Raw genomic sequence first — 22144 nt, 5'->3', positions numbered from 1 at the left:
CCATGGCGCGTCAAGCCATGTCCTTGGCCTCGGCGAAGGTGCCGAAAGGGGATATGGTCACGCATAGCATACCCCCTTTCGTTCTTTGATCGGCGATGCCGCAATCAGAAGGCGTATCGAACACCCGCCGAATAGCGCGCAAAGCCGGGGGAGATGAAGGTCACATAAGCATCCGACCGGGTATGACCGCGACGGCTCGCGCCGGTCAGGTTGATTGCCTCTCCGAACACGGTGAGGCCGGGCATGAACTCATAGCTCGCGCTGGCATCGACCTGACCATAGGCTTCGATATAGGTCGGGTTAGGCCCGCTTCCCTGCAGGAATTTGTCACGCCAGTTATAGGCAACGCGCGCCTGAATCGGCCCCTTGTCATAGAACGCCACCGCATTGGCACTGTCGCTGAGCCCGGTCAGCGCGAACTGGGTAACGCTCGCAGGCTGCGTATTGTCGTACACCGCATCGCCGTTGACGATCGTGTAGTTCAGGATCACGCCGAAGCCGGTATCCCAGAAGCTGTGCTGAACCGCGAATTCCCAGCCGTGCAGCGCTGCGGTCTGGTCGCTGTTGACCGGCTGCGTGATCTGGAAGTTCAGCGGATCGTCTTCAGGCAGGCCCTGAATGATCAGCTGGCCCTGATCGTTGGTGAACACGCCTTCGGTGAAGTTCGCGGCGATATAATTGCGGATATCCGTGGAAGTCGCCGTCGGCCCCAGCGCTGCCCGCGCAGCATCAGCACGCGGCCCCTGCCCCGGATTCGTCAGACCGAAAGCGGTCGTATCGAACCGGTCGGACCCGATGAAGTTCGACACGTCCTTATGGAAATAGCCGACCGACACATAGCTTGACGGCCCGTAATACCACTCGGCCGACAGATCGATATTCTTCGACTTATAGGGCAGCAGGCCCGGATTACCCTGACCACCGGTTCCGTTCGCGATACGGAAAAGCTGGTCGAGCGTCCGCCCGCCCTGAAGGCTTCCATAATCCGCGCGGGTGATGGTGTGGCTGTACGAAGCGCGCAGCTTTACATCGCGCATCGGCTCGATATCGAAATCGACCGCAGGCAGCCAGTTCTGATAGCTGCCCTTGAACCGGGTAAACTGCCCGGCCCCTGCGAATTGAATATTGAATTCGTTCGCCGAAACCCATTGCGTTCCGACAGGGGTCGGCACCAGCGCAGAGGAATCCACGGTGGTTTCTTCGTACCGTAGGCCTGCAATCAGATGCGCAGACCGGTTTGCGATGTCGAATTTGGTCGCCACCTGAACGAAGGGGGCGATCGTCTTTTCGCGAATACGCCGGTCGGTATTATACGGCGCGAGGCAGTCTCCGTCACCGCCGCAAATCCCGAATTGCTGATCGAGCAGCGGCACGAGACGATCGAAATCAAACGTATAGAACTGGTTGATCATCCCGTCGGCCCCGACGCCCTTCAGGCCCGGAAATTTGTCCGAAATGGTTTCCAGCGAGAATATATCGTCGGGAATCAGCTCGTTGCCATCGGGACCGCCGAGGCCGCCCCAGGTATCGTTCTGGATATAACCATAGGCCGAGCGGACCTTGTTATCGACATAGGACACGCCCCAGTCGAGGCTATCAAGGAAATCGCCCTGATGGTCGTAATGACCGGCTAGCTGAACCTGATTGATCCGATCCTTGAAATAGGAATTGCGGAACACATTGCCGGTCGCATGGATCAGCGATGCATCGAGCGGATCGATACCGGGGTAGAACGATGCCGAAATGATCGGAAATTCATTCTGGAAATTGATCGACTGATCTTCGACTCCGAAAATCGCAGTGCCGACCGACTGGCTATTGCCATACTTGCTTCCCGGCTTCGATTCCGCCGTCGAATGATGCGCATCCAGCGTGATCGTCACGCCTCCCGGCGCATCCCATTGCAGATTGCCGCCAAGCGACTTGTTCTCATTCTTCACCTTGGTCAGCGCGCCCGAATAGGAAAGGTCCTTATTTTCCTGCGGCTGGAAATGTTCGGAATAGAAGATCGGATCGGCGATCGGCCCGTCGCCCCATGCGCTGCTGGTATCGGCATGGTTGTAATAGATACCGACATTGCTGTTGTGCGTTTCCAGCTCAAAGCGCGAATAGGTGTAATCGATCGTCGCGGTCAGGCTGTCGATCGGCCGGAATTGCAACACCGCCTGACCGTTGATCCGCTCACGATCGATATCGTTGAGATTGTACGACGCGCTTTGCGGCACCTGATAGACATCGTTCGGACCCGGGCGATTGGTGATATTGGCATAGCGCGGGTCGCCCTCGGTCGGAAGCGATCCCCAACCATTTTCGCTGCCCAGATAGCCGTCGCGCCATTCCCCGATATTGGCGGAATTGGTGCTCGCTTTACGACGCGAATAGTTGCCGACCAGCAATATGCCGATGCGTTCATCGGCGAACGTATCGCTGATAATGCCGGACACTTCCGGCGTGATCGGATCCTTGCCGTTGCGCGACGTATCCAAAATTCCTTTTACCGCAACGCTGCCGCGCAGGCCGGGCTTGTCGAACGGACGCGGGGTGAGGATGTTGATCGTCGAACCGATACCGCCGGTTTCAACTGTGGCACGGCCCGATTTATAGACTTCCAGCGCCTTAACGCCTTCCGAGGCAAGATTCGCGAAATCGAACGAGCGTGACGCAGGCGCACCGAAGCCACTGCCGATATCGGAAGTGGGCATCTGGCGGCCGTTGAGCAGGACCAGATTGAACTCAGGACCGAAACCACGAACCGTTACCTTCGACCCTTCGCCATTGTTGCGGTCGATCGAAACGCCGGTGATGCGCTGAAGCGATTCGGCGAGGTTCGTGTCGGGGAATTTGCCGATATCCTCCGCCGAAATCGCATCGACGATACCCTGCGCCTCGCGCTTAATATTCATCGATTCGCGAAGGCTCGCGCGGATGCCGGTAACGACGATGTCCTGCGCCGCATCCGCGGCTTGCGTCGCACCTGCCGCCTGAACCGGCTGAGTCGTTACTGTCGTATCGGTTTCGGCCTGACCATCGTTCTGGATTGCCGAATCACCCGGCTGACCCATGGTCGAGGATGTGGGCGTTTCCTGGGCCTGTGCGGCGAACGGCACCGTCGCAAGCGCCAGCGTGGAAGCACCGAGAATCAAACGCGAAAAAGTGCGCGCGTGTACGCTACGCATATCATTCCTCCCCATGTAAACGGCGCGGTATATTCCGCGTCTCGAAATTGATAACGTTCACTTGCGCAGTTTCTTCGGCGCTGTCAAGTAACCGTATTCACCGGCAATAGCCGGGCAGTTTCAACAAGGTGAGCAAGGGCCTGAACATGGGAAAATCGATGAGGCTGGCATTTGCCGCATCCTGGGTAATCGCGGTTGCCGCACCTGCCGTGCTGCACGCTGAGGAACCCGCGGAAAACGCGCAACAGGCGCGGGCGCGTGCCGACGCGCTCGTCGCTAAGATGACGCTGGAGGAGAAGCTTTCGCTGGTCCACGGCCTGTTTCCGCCGATGGCGGCAGGCAAGACCGATCAGGAACTGATCCCCTCAGCGGGCCATATCGACGGCATCCCGCGCCTCGGCATTCCTACCGTGCGAGAGAGCGATGCCTCGCTCGGCGTCGCCAATCAGGTTGAGCAGCGCAAAGGCGATGTCGCGACCGCCCTTCCCTCCGGCCTTGCCACCGCCGCCAGCTTCGATCCTGAAATCGCCCATGCCGGCGGCGCGATGATCGGTGCGGAAGCGCGCGCCAAGCGGTTCAACGTGCTGCTCGCTGGCGGCGTCAACCTGACGCGCGATCCGTGGAACGGGCGCAATTTCGAATATCTGGGCGAAGATCCGCTGCTCGCCGGCGAAATGGCGGGCGCCGCAATTTCGGGCGTTCAGAGCAACCATATCGTCTCCACGATCAAGCATTTCGCGCTCAATTCGCAGGAAACCGGGCGCATGGTGCTCGATGCCCGGATCGACGAAGCTGCGCTGCGGATGAGCGACCTGCTCGCCTTTGAAATCGGTATCGAGCGCGGCAATCCCGCTTCGGTGATGTGCGCTTATAATCAGGTGAACGGCGATTATGCCTGCGAAAGCAAGCATTTGCTCACCGATATTCTGAAAACCGACTGGGGCTATCCGGGCTGGGTGATGAGCGACTGGGGCGCAGTGCATTCAACCGTAAAGGCCGCCAATGCCGGACTCGATCAGGAATCGGGACAGGAGCTCGACAAGCAAATCTATTTCGGTGCACCGCTGAAAGCGGCGGTCGCCGACGGCAAGGTCCGTGAGGCGCGGCTCGACGATATGGTCGCGCGCTATCTGACCGGCCTGATTTCCTCCGGCGCATTCGACCATCCGGTCCCCGCCAAGGCGCAAAAAATCGACTACGCCGCGCACGCCGAAGTTGCGCGGCGCGCTGCGGAAGCGGGCATCGTTCTGCTCAAGAATGAGGGCGATCTGCTGCCCCTGTCAGGCGTCAAAAAAATCGCTGTGATCGGCGGCCATGCGGATGTCGGCGTCCTTTCGGGCGGCGGGTCGAGTCAGGTGCGCTCGGTCGGCGGTGCTCCCATCGAAATCCCGCTGGGATCGGGCGCGGCATCGTCCTTCGCCCGGATCACCTATCACGCTTCCTCTCCGCTGGACGCGCTGCGCAAGGCGATGCCCGGCATCCAGATCACCTTTGTCGATCAGCGCGATGTAGAGGGCGCGAAAAAGGCTGCGGCCGAAGCCGATGTCGCCATCGTTTTCGCGGTGCAATGGACGACCGAGGCGCAGGATGCAGTCAATCTGTCGCTGCCTTATCATCAGGACGACCTGATCTCGGCAGTCGCTGCGGCGCAGCCCCACACGATCGCCGTGCTCGAAACCGGTGGTCCGGTCACCATGCCATGGATCGACAAGGTGCCCGCCGTGGTCGAGGCATGGTATCCCGGCCAGCGCGGCGGTGAGGCAATTGCCGACATTCTGACGGGCAAGGCCAACCCCTCGGGTCGCCTGCCGATCACCTTCCCCGTTTCGGCATCGCAGGCACCGCGCCCCGAACCGGTCGGGCTCGACAAGCTCAACAGCCTTGAGGCGCAGGCAGCGGCCAACCCGGCCGACGCTTCCGACTATCAGCTCAAAAGCTATCCGGTCGACTATGTCGAGGGGGCGAATGTCGGCTATCGCTGGTATGAACAGCAGCGCGAAAAGCCGCTTTTCCCCTTCGGCCATGGTTTGAGCTATACCAGCTTCGCCTATCGCAATGCGCAGGCGAGCGGCGGCAAGGTCCCGTCGGTGACATTCGACGTCGTGAACACCGGCAAGCGCAAAGGCGCGGTGGTGCCGCAGCTTTATGTGAAGCGCGACGGATCGGATTCGCCGATGCGGCTCGCCGCCTTTCAGCGCGTGACGCTGAAGCCGGGCGAGACGCGCAAGGTCACGCTGACCGCCGAACCGCGCATCGTCGCCGATTATGACACCGCCCTGCCCGGCTGGCGGATCGCGGGCGGCACTTACACGCTCGCGTTGGCCAATGATGCCGAGGATCGCAGCCGGACCTTTACCGTGACGCTGGAGTCCGCGACAATGAAGCCGTGATGGCGATACGGCATAATTGAGCGTGGACAACGCGTTGTCCGCGAATACAGGGCCGGCCCCGAGCGGTCGGCCCATCGAAAAGCGATCCGCGGCATTCCTGCTGCTGTTCGCGCTTGCCCATCTGGGCGGGGTGTTCGGTTATCTGCCGCTCCTCTCGCTGCTGCTGCCGATCAAGGTGCAGGCGATGGCGGGCGATGCGCGGCTGGGGCTGTTCACGCTGTGCATGGTGACGGGCGGCATAGCGTCGAGCGCGTCGAACATTCTCTTCGGCTGGCTGAGCGACCGGTCGGTGCGACAGGGCAATGGCCGGCGCCGATGGATCGCGGCCGGGATCGTGGCCAGCGCCGCTGCATTGTTCGCGGTGGCAGAGGCTGCTCGCCCGATCCCGCTCGTCCTGTCGGTCATGGCGGTACAGATCGCGGTGAACCTGCTGCTCGCGCCGCTGATCGCGATTATGGCGGATGAAATCCCCGATTCGCAAAAGGGACTGACCGGCGCATTGCTGTCGCTCGCCTTTCCGTTGGCGGCTGGGGGCGCTGCCCTGATGATGGACCTCACCAGCCTGAACGGCGCGACCCGGCTCGCTGTCGCGGCGCTCGCGCTTGCGATCTGCACTGCGCCGTTTCTGGCTACCCGCTCGCGCAAAACCAGCGACGCGCTTCCCCCGATCGAGGAACGCGCGATGCTTCGTCGCGACCTCGGCGTGGCATGGGCGTCGCGCATCCTGATGCAGGTCGCGAACAATGTGCTTTCGACCTATCTCTTTTATTATTTCGAAAGCGTCGCGAGCAGCGCTTCGCCCGAACAACTCGCCGCGCGGGTGGGCCATGTCCTGACCATCGCCTTTCTGCTTCCCGTGCCCGTCACGCTGCTGATCGGGCGGCTGTCCGACCGGATGCACCGCCGAAAGCCGTTTCTGCTCGCCATGGCGGCGCTTGCGGTCGCGGGGCTGGTGGTCATGGCGCTGGCAGAGGATCCGCGCATCGGGGCGGTCGCTTATTTCACCTATTCGATCGGGTCACAGGCGTTTCTGGCGCTGCACGGCGCCTTTGCAATGCAGCTTCTGCCCAGTCCGGAGCATCGCGGTCGCGATCTGGGACTGCTCAACCTCACCAACACCCTGCCCGCCTTATTGGGGCCGGTGCTGACCTGGCAACTGGCGAGCCCGCATAATTTCACCGCCGCGCTGCTCGCGCTGGCGGGGCTTGCCGCTCTGGGCGGGCTGCTGGTGCTGGGGGTGCGCGGGCGCCGTTAAAAAGTTTTGCGGGGCAGGCATGAGCCCGCCCCGCCGGTCGCCAAAGTCTTGTCAGAAGCGGAAGCTCGTCCAGAGCGCCACATAGTTGGAATCGGTATAGTTCAGCCGGGTGAGCAGATCGCCCGCAGCGAAATATTCGTACCGGCCGGTGATCGAAAGGCGCGGGCTGATCTTCCACGACGCCTGTGCCCGAAACGCCTGACCGATATCGCTACCCGAAAGATTCTGCGTACCCGCATACGGCTTTCCATTTGCGCGATAGACCGCATCCTGCGAATTCGCCCGCCAGATCTTGTTATAGGCAAGCGTCAGCTTCACATCTTTGACCGGGGTTACCGTCACGTTCGGCGCGACCATGAACAGGTTCGTGATGGTGAGCGCACCCTGATAGCTATATTCGATGTTGCCACCGACCGGGGTTGCCGCCGTTTTCAGCGTGCCGCCCTCATAGGTTCCGCCGCCGCTGCCATAATCGAAATGGATACCCACTTCGGGCTTCATTCCGCCAAGACCGAGATCATAGGTCTGAGCGAGGAAGAAGTTCCATGCATCGATGTCACGATTGCCGAAGCTTCCGCTCTGATGGTCGATCGTCCAGTCGATATTGACCGGCCCCATATCGCCCCAAAGACGCGCGCCGGTATATAGCCGCTCTTCGCGTGCGGTAACGCCCGCCCAGGTTTCTGCATCCAGCCGCTCGCGCCAGACGAACGGATCGAAAAACAGCTGCCCTTCCATGACCTTGGGCAGCATGATGCCCATCGTCACACCAGAAAAGCGGGTGGCGTCGTTCGATTTGTCATCGCTGATGCCGTGCGGGCCGAACCGGATATATTCGAAATCGAATACATCGAAGCGAACGCGGCTGCCCATCGCCCAGCCCCGGAAACCGTCGAGCGACGTACGGATCGTGTTGTTGTCGAGCGCGCCGACCAGCAGCGGCGGACCGTCGGTGAACTCCTGACGACCATAGCGTACGCCAAGGTCGACATTGTCGAGCCTGCCGCTGAATTCACCGAACGCCTGCTGCAGGATCAGATCGTTGCGCGCCTTTGCCGAAGGCGTGCCGATATTATGGCCGCTGATACCGCCATGGCCCAGCTCGCCGTAGAATCGCAGATGATCGCCCAGATGCAGATCGGCGCCGCCGATCAACCGCAGCATATCCTCGCGCCGATGCTCGCTTTCCACGATACCGGGATTGCCGATATAATTGCTGCGCAGGCGCACCTCGCCGGACAAGGTCAGATAGATGTCGCCGGCATCGTTGAACGGCAGATATTTCAGCCGGTCGAGCGGATCGTTCCGCTTTTTGGGGTCCGCCATCAACCGCCAGTCTTCGGCCCAGCGTGACCCGTTATAGCCGCCGCGCTTTATACCAATGCCATCCGCGTCAGCAGGATATGGGCGGATGGCGGGGTTGGCGACTTCCCGCGGCTGTACCGCTTCGGCCGGCGGCACCTGCGGATCGGCGGGCGGCACCCGCTGTTGTCTGCCCCCGATCACCATCACATCGGCAGAACGCTCGTTATTGGCGACAGCGGTCTGCGCGGTTGCGGAACCGGCCCATGCCGAACCGAGGATCGCAAGCCCGATCAGCGGCAGGTCATGGACGGTACGACGAACAAACTTGGTCATTCTATATCTCTCTTAATCGTTGCGCTCTTTTCTCGGCGCAGATCGGATTTCGCCGCACGTGCCCCCCGGCGCTGGCGGTCGAAATGGGAGAATCCGGCGGACCGGAATGCCGCCCGGCACGACACCGGGCTGCGTTGCGTCAGAAGCTCTCCCAGTCGCTGTCTGACGTGATCGAACTGTTGCGGATGACTGGATTTGCCGGTTCAAAATGCTTCGGCGCGATAATCGGCTGGGCTGTTCTGACGGACGGAGCCTTTGTCTTTGCAGGTGCAGGTGCAGGTGCAGGTGCCGCCGGGCGCCGGGCAGCCTGCCCACCAGCAACGGTGAAGCGCGACGACTGGCTGGTCAGGCTCATCACTTCGCTCGCAAGATTGCGGGCGGCCGCCGAAGTCTGTTCGACCATCGCGGCATTTTGCTGCGTCGACTGGTCCATGCTGTTCATCGCGGTGGCGATCTCCCCGATCGTCATCGCCTGAGCCCGGTTATCCTCCGCCATGGTCCCGACGAACTGATGCACCTGACGGACGCTGTCAGTGATATTGGCAAGCGCTGTGTCGACATTCTTCACCGCCCCCACTGCGATGCCGATATCGGCCTGAGTCGCGGTGAGCTGTTCGCGGGCGCGCTTCGATTCTTCCTCGGCGCGCATGGCGAGCGCGGAGACAAGATCGGCAACCACCGCGAATCCGCGCCCCGCCTCACCCGCACGCCCTGCCTCAACAGCAGCGTTCATGGCGAGGACGCGGGTCTGAAACGCAATCTTGTCGAGTCCCTCGATCACGTCATCGATGCCGCGCGCGCTTTCGCCGACCCGGTCCATCGCCTCGGTCGCCTTATCGGCGGTCGAGCGGCCGGTATCGACCATGCCGATCGCGCCCTGCGTACATTCGACCGTCCGTTCGGCGGCCTGAGCGCTTGATTTCAACCGGTCGTTCATCTGCGCCAGCGCAGCGGACGTCTCCTCCAGGCTCGCGGCATTGCTTTCGGTCCGGCGGGCAAGATCATCCGACGCTGCGGCGATTTCGGTCGACCCGGTCTCGATGCTGTGCGACGCTTCGGCAAGCGCGCCGATGAGTTCGGACAGATTCGCGATCGCAGTGTTGAAATTGGTTTTCAGCGCCGCATAGGATTCGGGAACATTTTCGTCGATCTTGCTCGTCAGATCGCCCTCGGACAGCTTTTCCAGCTTGTTCGACACCAGCGACACAATCATTTTCTGATCGGCATCGGCCCTTGCCTTCGCCGCTTCGGCCTGTTCCTTGGCGATCGCCTGATCGCGGAAAATCTGAAGCGCGCCTGCCATCTCGCCCAGCTCGTCCCTGCGATCGACGCCGGGAATGGCTTCGGAGACATTGCCGTCGGCAAGGGTGCGCATCCGCTGCGTCATCGCCTGAAGCGGCAGCGTGATCGAGCGGCTGATGATCCAGATCAGACCGGTAATGCCCAGCAGCACCAGAATGACCATCTTGGCGAGGTTCATCATCGCCCGGTGTACCGCTGCGTCGATCTCGTCATTGAAAACGCCGGTCGCGATCACCCAGCCCCAGGGCTTGAACCCGCGTGCATAGGAAAGCTTTTGCTTCACGCCCTTCCCGCCGGGCATTTCATAATCATATTGGACGAACCCGCCGCCGGCGGGCGAAACAGCGGCATCGCGCATCGCGCGGAAATGCAGCTGGCCGCTGGCGTCGGTCTTTTCAGCCACGCTGGTGCCGACGAGTTCGGGCTTCACGGGATGCCCGATCATTTTCAGATCGTCGTTAAAGGTGAAGAAATAGTTTTTTTCGCCGAAGCGCAGCGAATCGATGCTGCGAAGCGCCGCCGCCTGCGCCTGTTCGCGGGTCATGCGACCGGCCTGTTCCTCGGCATGATACCGCTCAAGCTGGCTGTACGCGACCTCCAGCGTCTGTTTGGTCCGGGTTTCAAAGCTTCGGGTAAGCGACGTGCGCAACTGCCCCATAGCGAGCGCGGTGACGAGCAGAAGGCCGATAAAAGCCGCTGCTCCCACGATGAATATGCGTTTGCTGATTCTCAGCCGCGCCAAAAACTGCGCGCCAATTTCTCCGAAATGAATGTTTTCGGATCAATTTTAGGACGACTTCAGTCGGAACCATCGGAAGAGACAGGAAAAATGCACCGCACGGATGCAGCAACGCATACCGGCCCGCGCGGTGGGCATAGCTTTACGCGGCGCAGCGACCGCGCAACATTCAGAAAAAACGCTTAAGAAAAATGGCGGAGAGGGTGGGATTCGAACCCACGGTACCCGTGAAGGCACGCCGCATTTCGAGTGCGGTACATTCGACCACTCTGCCACCTCTCCGCAGATTTTCGCACCCTGTTTCCCGTCGTCGGGAATCACGGTGCCGGTCGTGAGGGCGCGGCCTTAACGTAACAAATACGATGATACAAGCACCTGCTTGTGCAGCGCGGTGAAAACGCTAAATTAGTCGGTATGCAGCGTAGCCAAGCAATCAGAAATCCGCTGGAGTCCGGCGTATCGGCCCCCGCGGTCGCCCATGCACGGTTCAATCTCGGCGATGTCGTGCGCCACCGGCTGTACGATTTTCGCGGTGTCATCTTCGATGTCGATCCCGTCTTCGCCAATAGCGAGGAATGGTATGATTCGATTCCCGAAGAGGCCCGTCCGGCCAAGGACCAGCCTTTTTACCATATTCTCGCCGAAAATGCCGATTCGAGCTATGTCGCGTATGTCAGTCAGCAGAATCTGATGAGCGATAATAGCGACGAACCGGTGGATCATCCGGCAATTACGGGGTTGTTCGACAGCTATTCGCCGGGGCGATACACGCTTCGCCGCGAACACCGGCACTAGGTCTATTGTAACGGCGGGCGGGTTTTCGTTCGCGAAAGGTTGACAAGGCGTGTCGCTTCGCATAGCTCGCGCCTTCATTTCCGCGTGGATAGCTGTCCATGCGGACACACGCATTTGAAGAAGTGATGAGGGCCATGTTCGCAGTCGTGCGCACGGGCGGCAAGCAGTATCGCGTTGCCGCAGGAGACAAGATTGTCGTCGAGAAGATCGGCGGCGAAGCAGGTGATTCGGTTACGCTGGACGATGTGCTCCTGGCGGGCGAAGGCAGCGAGCTGAAGCCGACCGACGGCCTGACCGTCTCTGCCGAGATTATCGCGCAGGCGAAGGGCGAAAAGGTCATCGTTTTCAAGAAGCGTCGCCGGCATAACTACCGCCGCCGCAACGGCCATCGTCAGCAGCACACGATCCTGAAGATCGTCGCTGTCGGCGATGACAAGAAGGCCAAGAAGGCGCCCGCCAAAAAGGCGGAAGCGACCGACGGCGACAGCGCCGCCGCATAAGGCCGGTTACGAGATTCGAGGAGTAGACTCACATGGCACATAAAAAAGCAGGCGGCTCTTCGCGTAACGGTCGCGATTCAGCAGGCCGTCGCCTTGGCGTGAAGAAGTTCGGTGGTCAGGAAGTGATCGCCGGCAACATCATCGTGCGTCAGCGCGGCACCAAATTCTACCCGGGCGAAAATGTCGGCATGGGTAAAGACCACACGCTTTTTGCACTTACCGACGGTCGCGTTGCGTTCCGCGAAGGTAAGCTTGGCCGCAAATACGCGTCGGTACAGATTATGGCGGAAGCCGCCGAATAACGGGTAACCGGCCGGGTTGCCCACCAGGGTGACCCGGGTTCCAGCCAGGAACCAGCAAAAAAGGGAGACGGGTCACCCCGGCTCCCTTTTTTCTTGCTCCCTCCCCCGCATGGTCGCCGCGCTGTCATCGAACAGTGCGACAGGGCCGTGCAATGACGAGGAGAGTTGCTGTGTTCGTCCGTACCAAGCGGTTGACCTTACGGCCCGGCTGGATCGAAGATGCCCCCGAACTTGCCCGCGCGATCGGGCAATGGGATGTGGTGAAGAATCTGTCGCGCGCGCCCTGGCCCTATACACTGGGCCATGCCGAGCAGTTTCTCAGCTCTGAACGCGTACCCAGCGAAGGGCTGATGATCGTCGCGCCGCAGGATGAGGGCGCGCGGATCGTCGGTTGCGTCGGCCTGCGCCCCATTGCCGGGTCAGGCTGGGAACTGGTATACTGGATCGTCCCAGACTGCCATGGGCGTGGCTATGCGACCGAAGCGGCGGGCGGACTGATCGAATTCGCACGCGAAGTGCTGCGTCTGCCGCAGATCGAGGCGGGCTTTCATGTCGAAAACCCGGCTTCAGGCCGGGTGCTGCAAAAGCTCGGCTTTGAACCGACCGGGGAACGCCGGATATCGCCCTGCCTTGCGCGCGGCGAACCCGTCGAAACGATCCGACTGCGCAAGGTGCTGAAGGACGAGGCGGCGCCCGGCCCCTGCTCCATTCGCATAGCGGCATGAGCGGCCGCGCCCCGTTTCAGACCACGGGGCGCGGCAAGGCGTATCAGGCCGGCTGCGGCGATGCGCCCGATTTCGGCTTCGGCAGGCGGGCATCTTTATAATCGCTGTCGGCCAGCGCGATCAGCGCGCGATCGTCATGCTTCCAGGGATGAAAGCCGGGAAGGAAGAACGACGCCCATGCGCCCGCGATCTTGCGCGCCATGCCGGGCCGCAGAAACGCATAGCGGAACAGCCGCCATTTGACGCGCGCCCCTGTGAGCCCGTCCTGCGCCAGCAGATCGAGCATCCCCTGCGTTCGCCCCTTGGTAAAACGCACCGTTACCAGCAGCATCACCGTCGCGCGCACGCGCCACCGGGTCCAACGGCTCCAGTTCTTCGTTGCGTGCAGCCAGGTGTCATAGGCAACGCCCTTATGCTCGATCTCCTCGATCGCGTGCCAGCGCCACAGATCGGCCGCCGCCTGATCGGCACCGGCAAGATGCCGCGGATCGGCGATCAGTTCATGCGCCATGATCGCGGTGAAATGTTCAAGGCACATGGTCGCGACCAGACTGGCGATCGGCGGTCGCCCCTTTGTCAGCGCGATTTCATCGTCGACGCGCTGTTCGAGGCGGCTGATATCATAACCCTGATCGGTAACATGCCGGTTGAAGGCGACATGTTCGCGGGTGTGCATCACCTCCTGCTGGGTGAAGGCGCGAATCTCCGCAGTAAGCCGGGGCGATGCGCCGTCGCGGAACTGACGGACCGAATCGATGAAAAACCCCTCGCCCTTCGGAAAGGTTACCGACATCGCGTTGTAAAAAGCGGTCGCATAGGGGTCGTCGTTCAGCCACCAGCGGCGATATTGCCCATCGCGCCCGAACCGGCGGTCGCGCGGCGTAATCGTCAGATTCGCGGGAGTTTTTGCCTTCGTCATCATTTTCCTCCAGAAAGAGGGTTGCCGCCTCCTTACATCCTTGTAGATAGCCTTACTTACAACAATGTCAATAATCCGAAAACGCCTTACCCCGGCCGAATCCCGGCTTGCCGCGCTGGATGCCGCGCGCGAATTGCTGATCGAGGACGGACCTCAGGCAGTGACGTTGAAGGCGGTGGCGGCGCGGATCGGGCGGACGCATGCGAATCTGCTCCACCATTTCGGTTCGGCGGCCGGGCTGCAGACCGCGCTGATCGAAACCATGGCGGAGAGCATTACGGCCAAGATCGGCGAGGCGGCGCTGAAGGCGCGCACCTCGCATCGCGACCCGCGCGAAGTGATCGACCTGACCTTCGATGCGTTCGGCGTCGAAGGCGCGGGGCAGCTGGCGAGCTGGATGATCCTCACCGGCAATCGCGACGCGCTCAACCCGATTCTCGAGGCGATCCACCGGCTCGTCGACGATCTTTCCATGCGCGCACCCGATGCGCCAGGAGAGCGCTCGATTCGCGAGGAGACGCTGCAACTCGTGCTGCTCGCGCTGGGCGATGCCCTGCTCGGCGCTCCTATGGCGCGCGCGCTCGGCCTGCCGCGCGACAAGGCGCGCGATCTCGCATGCGCTGCCCTGCTTCCCCAGCATCGCGAAAATGTCTGAACCGGCCCACGCCGCTTCTATCCCCTTCCCCACTGGCGAAATCCGGCGTGATCGCTAGATAGCGGTCATGCATTTTCTGGATCAGGCCAAGATTTACGTTCGTTCGGGCACCGGCGGCCCCGGCGCGGTAAGTTTCCGGCGCGAAAAATATATCGAATATGGCGGCCCCGACGGCGGCGACGGCGGCAAGGGCGGCGACATTGTGTTCGAAGCGGTGGCCGGCCTCAATACGCTGATCGACTTTCGCTATACCCAGCATTTCCGGGCGCAGCGCGGCAAAGGCGGCGCGGGAGCGAACCGCACCGGCGGCGGCGGCAATGATCTGGTGATCAAGGTCCCGGTCGGTACGCAGGTGCTGAGCGAGGACAAGGAACATGTCCTGATGGACTTCACCAAAGTCGGCGAGCGCAAGGTGTTCCTGCGCGGCGGCGATGGCGGGCGCGGCAATCTGAGCTATAAAAGCTCGACCAATCGCGCGCCACGTCAGCACGGCACGGGCTGGCCCGGCGAAGAGGCATGGGTGTGGCTGCGGCTGAAGCTGCTCGCCGATGCGGGGCTGGTCGGCCTTCCCAACGCGGGCAAATCGACCTTCATCAATTCCGTGACCAATGCCAAGGCGAAGGTCGGCGACTATGCCTTCACCACCACCCGCCCCCAATTGGGCGTCGTGCGGCACAAGAATCGCGAATTCGTGATCGCAGATATCCCCGGCCTGATCGAAGGCGCTGCCGACGGCGCAGGCATCGGCGACCGCTTTCTCGGCCATATCGAACGCTGTCAGGTGCTGCTCCATCTGGTCGATGCGCATGGCGACGATCCGGCCGCGGCCTATCGCACGGTGCGCAACGAACTGATCGCGTATGGCGCGGATCTGGAGAGCAAGCGCGAAGTGATCGCGCTGAACAAGGCCGATCTGCTCGATGAGGAACTCACCGAGGCGCTCAGCGCTGAACTGGCCGAGGAAAGTGGCGCTGAGGTGCTGCCGCTGTCGGGTGCCACCGGGCAGGGGGTTGAGGCGGTGCTCGACCGGCTGATCGACGCGATCGAACCCGTGTCCGAAATCGACGAAAACGGCGATGACGAGGAACCTGTTGAATGGTCGCCCGTCTGAACCGCATATTGCGACTGAAGTTAATCAAAGGAGGCCCTGCTTGAACGAAGCGGACCGATTTTCGCCCGAACGTTGTCCCCGGCTGATCGTCAAGGTCGGCTCCGCGCTGATCGTCGATCAGGACGGCGAGGTGCGTGAGGACTGGCTGAGAACCCTTGTTCAGGACATTGCTGAACGCAGAAAACAGGGTCAGGAAATCACCGTCGTCAGTTCGGGCGCGATCGCGCTGGGCGCGCGGCGGCTCGGCCTGCCCGGCGGCGGACGCAACAGCCTGGAAGACGCGCAGGCATCGGCCGCGCGCGGCCAGATCGCACTGGCGCAGGTCTGGGCAGGTCTGCTCGACGAACAGAATCTTCAGGCGGCGCAGGTGCTCGTCACGCTGGGCGATCTGGAGGATCGGCGGCGCTATCTGAACGCGGCGGCAACGCTGTCGCGGCTGCTCTCGCTCGACGTCATCCCGATCGTGAACGAGAATGACACGGTCGCGACCGAGCGGATTCGCTTCGGCGATAACGACCGGCTCGCCGCGCGCGTTGCGCAGGCGGCGAACGGCGACGGCGTCATCCTGCTGTCGGATGTCGACGGGCTGTACGACAAGAATCCGACGCATCATGACGATGCCAAGTTCATCCCGGTCATCCGCAATATCGACGATATCGAAGGCATGGCGGACGGCCGCTCTGCCTCCGGCATGGGATCGGGCGGGATGGTGTCGAAGATCGAGGCAGCGCGAATCGCCACCACGGTCGGGGCCGACCTTGCCATCGTATCGGGTCACCCCGATCACGCGCTGCGGGTCTTTGCCGAAACCGGACGCGGCAGCGTTTTCGTCGGCGAAGGCACTGCGGGCGCGCGCAAGGCGTGGCTGGCGGGCGGGCTGACCGATGAGGGCGTCGTCATCATCGATCAGGGCGCGGTCGACGCGCTGCGCAACGGCAACAGCCTGCTTCCCGCAGGTGCGATCCGGATCGAGGGCAAGTTCCAGCGCGGTGACCTCGTCACCATCGTGGATTCCAAGCATAACAAGATCGCGCGCGGGCTGGTCGAATATGACTATGTCGATGCGGCGCGCATCATCGGGCGGCGCAGCGAGGATATTCCTCGGATTCTCGGCTATGCTCCGCGCTCGGCGCTGGTCCATCGCAGCCATATGGCGGTGCTTTGATAGAGTATCTGAAAACCGTTGGTCCTGAGCCTGTCAGTGCGAACGGAATTCCGGCGTGACCGCGCTCGCCATCCCCGCAAGACCCGTTCGGGCTGAGCCTGTCGAAGCCCGGTCGTTTTCCCTTTCACGCAATGCAAAGAAGAACGACCCTTCGACGAGCTCAGGATCAACGGAGCGGGTAGCGTGACCACCCTCGCGATCACCGGCGGCACCGGCTTTGTCGGCGGGCATCTGATCGCGATGGCGGTAGAGCGCGGGCATCAGGTCCGCGCCCTCACCCGCCGCGATCAGCCGGAGCGTGCGGGCGTGACGTGGATACGCGGCGCGTTGGACGATACCGCCTCGCTGGCCGAGCTGGTCACGGGTGCCGATGCGGTGATCCATGTCGCGGGTGTGGTGAATGCACCCGACCGCGCGGGCTTTGCCGACGGGAATATCGAGGGCACGCGCGCGATGCTGAATGCCGCACAGGCAGCGGGTGTTCGGCGGTTCGTGCATGTCTCCTCACTCGCCGCGCGCGAACCCGAGCTTTCCGACTATGGCTGGTCGAAGGCACAGGCTGATAAACTGGTGAAAGCGTCGCCGTTCCACTGGTCGATCGTCCGCCCGCCTGCAATCTACGGACCGGGCGATTTCGAGATGCTCGAACTGTTTCGTCTTGCCAAATACCATCTCGCGCTGCTGCCCCCCGGCGGGCGGCTGTCGGTGCTGCATGCAAATGATCTGTGCCGCCTGTTGCTGGCCCTGACCGACAGCGACGAGGCGCGGCTGGTCTTCGATCCCGATGACGGCGCGCTCAACGGCTGGAGCCATGCCGATTTTGCCCGCGCGATCGGCAAGGCGGTGGGCAAGCGGGTGCTGACCCTCTCCTGCCCTCGCTCCGCAGTCATGGCAGGCGCGCGGATCGACCGGCTGCTGCGCGGCGACAAGGCGAAGCTCACCCCCGACCGCGCGGCCTATTTCTGCCATCCCGACTGGGTTTCCAACCCCGCGCACCGGCCCCCGGCGAAGCTTTGGCAGCCGCAAATCCCGACGGCGCAGGGGCTTGCCGACACCGCCCAATGGTATAGGGCGCAGGGCCTGTTATAAATCCGCCGAAATGGCGCCGCATTTGCCTGCCAACGGCAAAAGCGAATATTCGAATTTGAGCAAGGACAGCATATGAGCGACCGGCAGCAGGTTTTCGAAACGGTCACCGGCCTGATCGAACCGTTCAACAAAAAGGGCGTCGCCCTTACCGAAGACACGACCTTCGCAGGCGACCTTGAATGGGACAGCCTGACCGTGATGGATTTCGTTGCGGCAATCGAGGATGAATTCGACATCATCATCACGATGAACATGCAGGCGGAGATCGAAACCGTCGGCCAGCTGGTCGATGCGGTCGAGAAACTGAAGCAGGACTGATCCGCCTCCCCCGTTCGAAAGCGATTATTATGACCGAATCCGCAGCAGCCGCGCACCAGCGCCCGGACCATGCAGAGGCCGTGGCGCCTGAAACCGACCTGATGAGCAAGTTCGATTCCCTCATCGCAGAGCGTCAGAAACTGCTCGATTCGGGCGTCACCGATCCCTTTGCGATCGTCATGGAACAGGTGAAGTCGCCGACCGAGGCAGTGATTGCGGGTAAGGACACCATCCTGCTCGGCACCTATAATTATATGGGCATGACCTTTGACCCCGATGTGGTGCAGGCGGGCAAGGATGCGCTCGACCAGTTCGGTTCGGGCACGAACGGCAGCCGGATGCTCAACGGCACGTTCCGCGACCATATGGCGGTCGAACAGGCACTGCGCGATTTTTACGGCATGTCGGGGGCGATCGTGTTTTCGACCGGGTACATGGCCAATCTCGGCATGATCTCGACGCTGGCGGGCAAGGGCGAATATGTCATTCTCGACGCCGACAGCCATGCATCGATCTATGACGGGTGCCAGCAGGGCAATGCCGAAATCGTGCGCTTCCGCCACAATTCGGTCGAGGATCTCGACAAGCGTCTCGGTCGCCTGCCAAAAGAGCCGGGCAAGCTCGTCGTGCTCGAAGGCGTCTATTCGATGCTCGGCGATATCGCGCCGCTGAAAGAAATGGTCGCGGTGGCCAAGAAACACGGCGCGATGGTGCTGGTCGACGAAGCGCATTCGATGGGCTTTTTCGGCCCCAATGGCCGCGGTGTGTACGAGGATCAGGGCCTGACCGATCAGGTCGATTTCATCGTCGGCACTTTTTCAAAATCGGTGGGTACGGTCGGCGGCTTCTGCGTGTCGAACCATCCGAAGTTCGAGGCGATCCGCCTCGCCTGCCGCCCCTATATCTTTACCGCCAGCCTGCCGCCCAGCGTGGTTGCGACTGCCGAGGCGTCGATCCGCAAGCTGATGACCGCGCATGAAAAGCGTGCACGGTTGTGGTCGAGCGCGAAGAAGCTGCATGGCGGGCTGAAAGCCATGGGCTTCCGCCTTGGCACTGAAAACCCGGACAGCGCGATCGTCGCGGTGATGCTCGACGATCAGGAACAGGCAGTCGCGATGTGGCAGGCGCTGCTCGACAACGGCCTGTACGTGAACATGGCGCGCCCGCCCGCGACACCGGCAGGCACCTATTTGCTGCGCTGTTCGATCTGCGCCGAACATAGTGACGAACAGATTGAGCGCGTGCTCGGCCTGTTCCGCCAGACCGGTACCGCGCTGGGCGTCATCGCTTGATGCTGCGGGCATGCGCTTGCCCTCACGGGGGTGACGCGCCCGCACGCCGCGTCTATAGCGGGCAAAATCCGCTTTCGGGCAATATCTTGCGAAGGGCGCCTCACCGCAAATCCGCATGAAGTCGATCGACCGCTATATGGCACGGCTGATTGCGGTGCCGCTATTCTCCACGCTGATCATCGCGGCGATGCTGCTGGTGCTCGACCGCATGCTGCGCCTGTTCGATTTCGTGGCGAGCGAAGGCGGGCCGGTGACGGTCGTGTGGAAGATGCTTGCCAATCTGATGCCCGAATATCTGGGCCTCGGCATTCCCATCGGGCTGATGCTCGGCACGCTGCTCGCCTTCCGCAAGCTGGCGACGACGTCCGAGCTCGACGTGCTGCGCGCGGTCGGCATGGGTTATGGCCGGTTGATGCGCATGCCCTATGTCTATGCCATGGCGCTCGCGCTGCTCAATCTCGGCATTGTCGGCTTTGTTCAGCCCTGGGCGCGGTATAATTATGAAGAGCTGCGCTTCGACCTTCGTTCGGGCGCGCTGGGCGCTGCGATCAAGATCGGCGAATTCACCAAATTCGGTGACAAGATGACACTGCGCATCGAACAGAGCCGCGACAATGGCGCGCATCTGTCGGGCATTTTCGTCAATACGATCCAGAAGGACGGGAGCTGGGTCGCGGTCACCGCCGATTCGGGTCAGTTCCTTGCCACCGACGATCCCGATACGATCATCTTTCGCCTGACCAGGGGCACGCTGGTCAACAAATCGCCCAGTTTCGGCAATCCGCGCGTGCTGACCTTCACCCAGCACGACCTGCCGATCCCGCTCCCCGAAATGGGCAGTTTCCGCGCGCGCGGTGACGATAATCGGGAACTTACCCTGCCCCAGCTCTGGCGGGTCGGCCATGATCCCAAAACCGCGCCCGAATTGCGCAACGCCTCGCTCGCCGATTTCCATTTCCGGCTGGTCGAGGCGATGACGATGTTCCTGCTGCCGATGCTCGCGGTCGCGCTGGGCGTGCCGCCCAAACGATCGACCTCGGCGCTTGGCGTCTTCCTGTCAATCGTGATGATCGTGACCTATCATAAGATCAACGAATATGCGCAGGACTTCGGCAGCCTCGGCCGGGTGAACCCGTTCTTCGCCTTGTGGGGCCCGTTCGCGCTGTTCAGCGCGCTGGTCGGCTGGATGTACCATGTCGTCGCGCATGTTCCGGGGGGACAGCCGATCGGCGCTCTCGAAAAATGGTTCGGCAAGGCCGCGAAAGGCTTTATGCGCTTGCTGCCGGGCCGCAAGAAGGCGTCGGCATGAGCCAGAACAGCATGTTCCCCTCGCGCGTCGTCGCACTGTACATGGCGCGGCTGATGCTGGTGCGGACCTTCGCCATTCTGGCCGGGCTGGTGCTGGTGCTTCAGACGCTCGATCTGCTCAGCGAATCCGCCTCGATCCTTGCCTATCCCGGCAACGGCCAGGAACAGATATGGCATTATATCGGCCTGCGCACGCCGCAGATCATCGCGCAATTCCTGCCCTTTGCCGTACTGCTCGGCACGATCATTACGCTGTCGACGCTCAATCAGAATGGCGAGATCGTCGCGCTGAAATCGGCGGGGCTGTCGGCGCATCAGGTGCTGGCGCCGCTGCTGCTCGCCGCGCTCGGCGTTGCGGTCGTTTCCTTTGCGTTTAACGACCATGTCGTCGCGCGCGCCACCGCTACGCTCGATCAGTGGCAGGATGTCGATTACGGGCCGATGCCCAAACAGCGCAACCAGCGAAGCAATGTGTGGGTGAAGGACGGCGATAATCTGGTCCGCGCCTTTGGCGTCAACGGACGGGGACAGGATACCCGGCTGGTCGGCGTGACGCTGTTCCGGCGCGTGGGCGGCTCGCTCACCGAAATCGTGACCGCACCCACGGGCGAGCGCCGCGACAATGTCTGGATACTCAACAACGCCGTTCGCTTCGATATCGCGACGCGAACGCTCACCCGGCTGGGCGATGCCACGTTCGGGCCGAATATCCGGCCCGACCAGTTCACGCTGGGCGATATCAATGCCGACGGCATGTCGTTCGGCGCGCTGAAGACCGCAATCAACGATCTGGAGCGGGCAGGCAGGCCCACCAACGCGCTGCGCGGGGCACTATGGCATAAATTGTCGAGCCCGCTTTCTTCGATCCTGATGCCGCTGCTGGGCGCCGTGGCGGGGTTCGGGCTCGCCCGGTCGGGCAAGATGTTCGTTCGCGCGGTGATCGGTATGGCGCTTGGCTTTGCCTATTTCGTTGCGGACAATTTCGCGTTGGCAATGGGCAATATCGGGGCATATCCGCCGTTTCTCGCCGCATGGGCGCCGTTCCTGCTATTCCTGCTGGTCGGCGAAGCGGTGCTGTTCCGGACCGAGGAATAGCAGGCCCGATACCGACCTGCGTTGATCCGAACCTGTTGTACCACCGTCAGGCAATCCGGAGCGCCGCACCGCCCGCAGCCTCATCACGTCGCTCCGCGCAACCATAGCGCCACACACCGCCGGCCCCGGCCTCTCGCCGGGGCTACGCATGGTGTCCGCGGCTTATATGGTCCTTCGATTTCCACAATCGTCGCCCCGGCGAAGGCCGGGGCCGCAAGCGTCTGCCCCAACGCTAACCCAAACCGCGCCCCATCGTCGCCCCGGCGAGAGGCCGGGGCCGCCATTGTCTGCCACCACCCCGACCCAAACCGCTCGTGCGAAGTGCACTGCTATTGTGAGCTCCGAAGGGCGCGGCAATCCGGCAGCTGCG

18 protein-coding genes and 1 tRNA gene are annotated in these 22144 nt (G+C 62.0%); 14 read left to right on the top strand and 5 right to left on the bottom strand.

Going from position 1 to position 22144, the window contains the following annotated elements; translation table 11 throughout:
* Positions 1–104 precede the first annotated feature (104 nt).
* Complete coding sequence (locus tag EV664_RS12055; protein ID WP_133495971.1) at positions 105–3176, bottom strand: TonB-dependent receptor; 3072 nt, start codon at positions 3174–3176, stop codon at positions 105–107.
* A gap of 158 nt (positions 3177–3334) precedes the next feature.
* Between EV664_RS12055 and EV664_RS12050 the strand changes: the two genes are divergently transcribed.
* Together EV664_RS12050 and EV664_RS12045 are read left to right on the top strand one after the other, a co-directional pair.
* Positions 3335–5566 (top strand): beta-glucosidase family protein, encoded by a 2232-nt coding sequence (locus EV664_RS12050; RefSeq protein WP_229668244.1) that lies wholly within the window; start codon positions 3335–3337, stop codon positions 5564–5566.
* Between the two features lie 34 nt (positions 5567–5600).
* Positions 5601–6821 (top strand): MFS transporter, encoded by a 1221-nt coding sequence (locus EV664_RS12045; protein WP_229668243.1) that lies wholly within the window; start codon positions 5601–5603, stop codon positions 6819–6821.
* Positions 6822–6872: 51 nt separating this feature from the next.
* Here the strand turns inward: EV664_RS12045 and EV664_RS12040 are convergent, their stop codons facing one another.
* The 3 genes from EV664_RS12040 to EV664_RS12030 all read right to left on the bottom strand — a co-directional run bounded on the left by EV664_RS12040 (position 6873) and on the right by EV664_RS12030 (position 10782).
* Positions 6873–8459 (bottom strand): alginate export family protein, encoded by a 1587-nt coding sequence (locus EV664_RS12040; protein WP_229668242.1) that lies wholly within the window; start codon positions 8457–8459, stop codon positions 6873–6875.
* Positions 8460–8598: 139 nt separating this feature from the next.
* Positions 8599–10467: a cache domain-containing protein gene (locus tag EV664_RS12035; protein WP_229668241.1), complete on the bottom strand. Its 1869-nt coding sequence runs from the start codon at positions 10465–10467 to the stop codon at positions 8599–8601.
* Positions 10468–10692: 225 nt separating this feature from the next.
* Positions 10693–10782: transfer RNA gene (locus EV664_RS12030), tRNA-Ser, on the bottom strand.
* Positions 10783–10914: 132 nt separating this feature from the next.
* Between EV664_RS12030 and hspQ the strand changes: the two genes are divergently transcribed.
* From hspQ to EV664_RS12010, 4 genes are all read left to right on the top strand, one after another.
* Entirely contained in the window at positions 10915–11295 is a 381-nt protein-coding gene (gene hspQ, locus EV664_RS12025; protein ID WP_133495969.1) for a heat shock protein HspQ, read from the top strand.
* Positions 11296–11429: 134 nt separating this feature from the next.
* A complete protein-coding gene (gene rplU, locus EV664_RS12020; protein ID WP_133496081.1) occupies positions 11430–11795 on the top strand; it encodes a 50S ribosomal protein L21 in 366 nt (121 codons plus the stop codon).
* A gap of 32 nt (positions 11796–11827) precedes the next feature.
* Positions 11828–12097: a 50S ribosomal protein L27 gene (gene rpmA / locus EV664_RS12015; RefSeq protein WP_133495968.1), complete on the top strand. Its 270-nt coding sequence runs from the start codon at positions 11828–11830 to the stop codon at positions 12095–12097.
* Positions 12098–12267: 170 nt separating this feature from the next.
* Positions 12268–12822, top strand: a complete 555-nt coding sequence (locus EV664_RS12010; protein WP_162848839.1) for a GNAT family N-acetyltransferase — start codon at positions 12268–12270, stop codon at positions 12820–12822.
* Positions 12823–12865: 43 nt separating this feature from the next.
* On the opposite strand, the gene EV664_RS12005 is transcribed toward EV664_RS12010, so the two are convergent.
* Entirely contained in the window at positions 12866–13741 is an 876-nt protein-coding gene (locus tag EV664_RS12005) for a metal-dependent hydrolase (RefSeq protein ID WP_133495966.1), read from the bottom strand.
* 64 nt (positions 13742–13805) lie between these two features.
* Here EV664_RS12005 and EV664_RS12000 point away from each other — a divergent pair, with 64 nt between their 5' ends.
* The 8 genes from EV664_RS12000 (at position 13806) to lptG (ending at position 21774) form a co-directional block, all read left to right on the top strand.
* Complete coding sequence (locus EV664_RS12000) at positions 13806–14396, top strand: TetR/AcrR family transcriptional regulator (RefSeq protein WP_133495965.1); 591 nt, start codon at positions 13806–13808, stop codon at positions 14394–14396.
* A gap of 67 nt (positions 14397–14463) precedes the next feature.
* Positions 14464–15507: a GTPase ObgE gene (obgE, locus tag EV664_RS11995; RefSeq protein WP_133495964.1), complete on the top strand. Its 1044-nt coding sequence runs from the start codon at positions 14464–14466 to the stop codon at positions 15505–15507.
* Positions 15508–15547: 40 nt separating this feature from the next.
* The gene (proB, locus tag EV664_RS11990) at positions 15548–16672 is read left to right on the top strand and encodes a glutamate 5-kinase (protein WP_229668240.1); all 1125 of its coding nucleotides are present in this window, start codon (positions 15548–15550) and stop codon (positions 16670–16672) included.
* A gap of 183 nt (positions 16673–16855) precedes the next feature.
* Positions 16856–17761: an NAD-dependent epimerase/dehydratase family protein gene (locus EV664_RS11985; RefSeq protein ID WP_133495962.1), complete on the top strand. Its 906-nt coding sequence runs from the start codon at positions 16856–16858 to the stop codon at positions 17759–17761.
* Between the two features lie 72 nt (positions 17762–17833).
* Complete coding sequence (locus EV664_RS11980; RefSeq protein WP_133495961.1) at positions 17834–18079, top strand: acyl carrier protein; 246 nt, start codon at positions 17834–17836, stop codon at positions 18077–18079.
* A gap of 29 nt (positions 18080–18108) precedes the next feature.
* Positions 18109–19371 carry a serine palmitoyltransferase gene (gene spt / locus EV664_RS11975; RefSeq protein ID WP_133495960.1) on the top strand — a complete coding sequence of 421 codons (1263 nt, stop codon included), beginning with the start codon at positions 18109–18111 and terminating at the stop codon, positions 19369–19371.
* Positions 19372–19486: 115 nt separating this feature from the next.
* Entirely contained in the window at positions 19487–20680 is a 1194-nt protein-coding gene (gene lptF, locus EV664_RS11970; RefSeq protein ID WP_188656419.1) for an LPS export ABC transporter permease LptF, read from the top strand.
* Positions 20677–21774, top strand: coding sequence for an LPS export ABC transporter permease LptG (gene lptG / locus EV664_RS11965; protein WP_133495959.1), 1098 nt, complete (start codon positions 20677–20679; stop codon positions 21772–21774). The genes lptF and lptG overlap by 4 nt, the downstream gene beginning before the upstream one ends.
* Positions 21775–22144 lie beyond the last annotated feature (370 nt).

Source organism: Stakelama pacifica (genome assembly GCF_004361835.1).
Taxonomy (GTDB): Bacteria; Pseudomonadota; Alphaproteobacteria; order Sphingomonadales; family Sphingomonadaceae; genus Sphingomonas; species Sphingomonas pacifica.
This window is presented reverse-complemented; position numbering and strand designations above follow the sequence as displayed.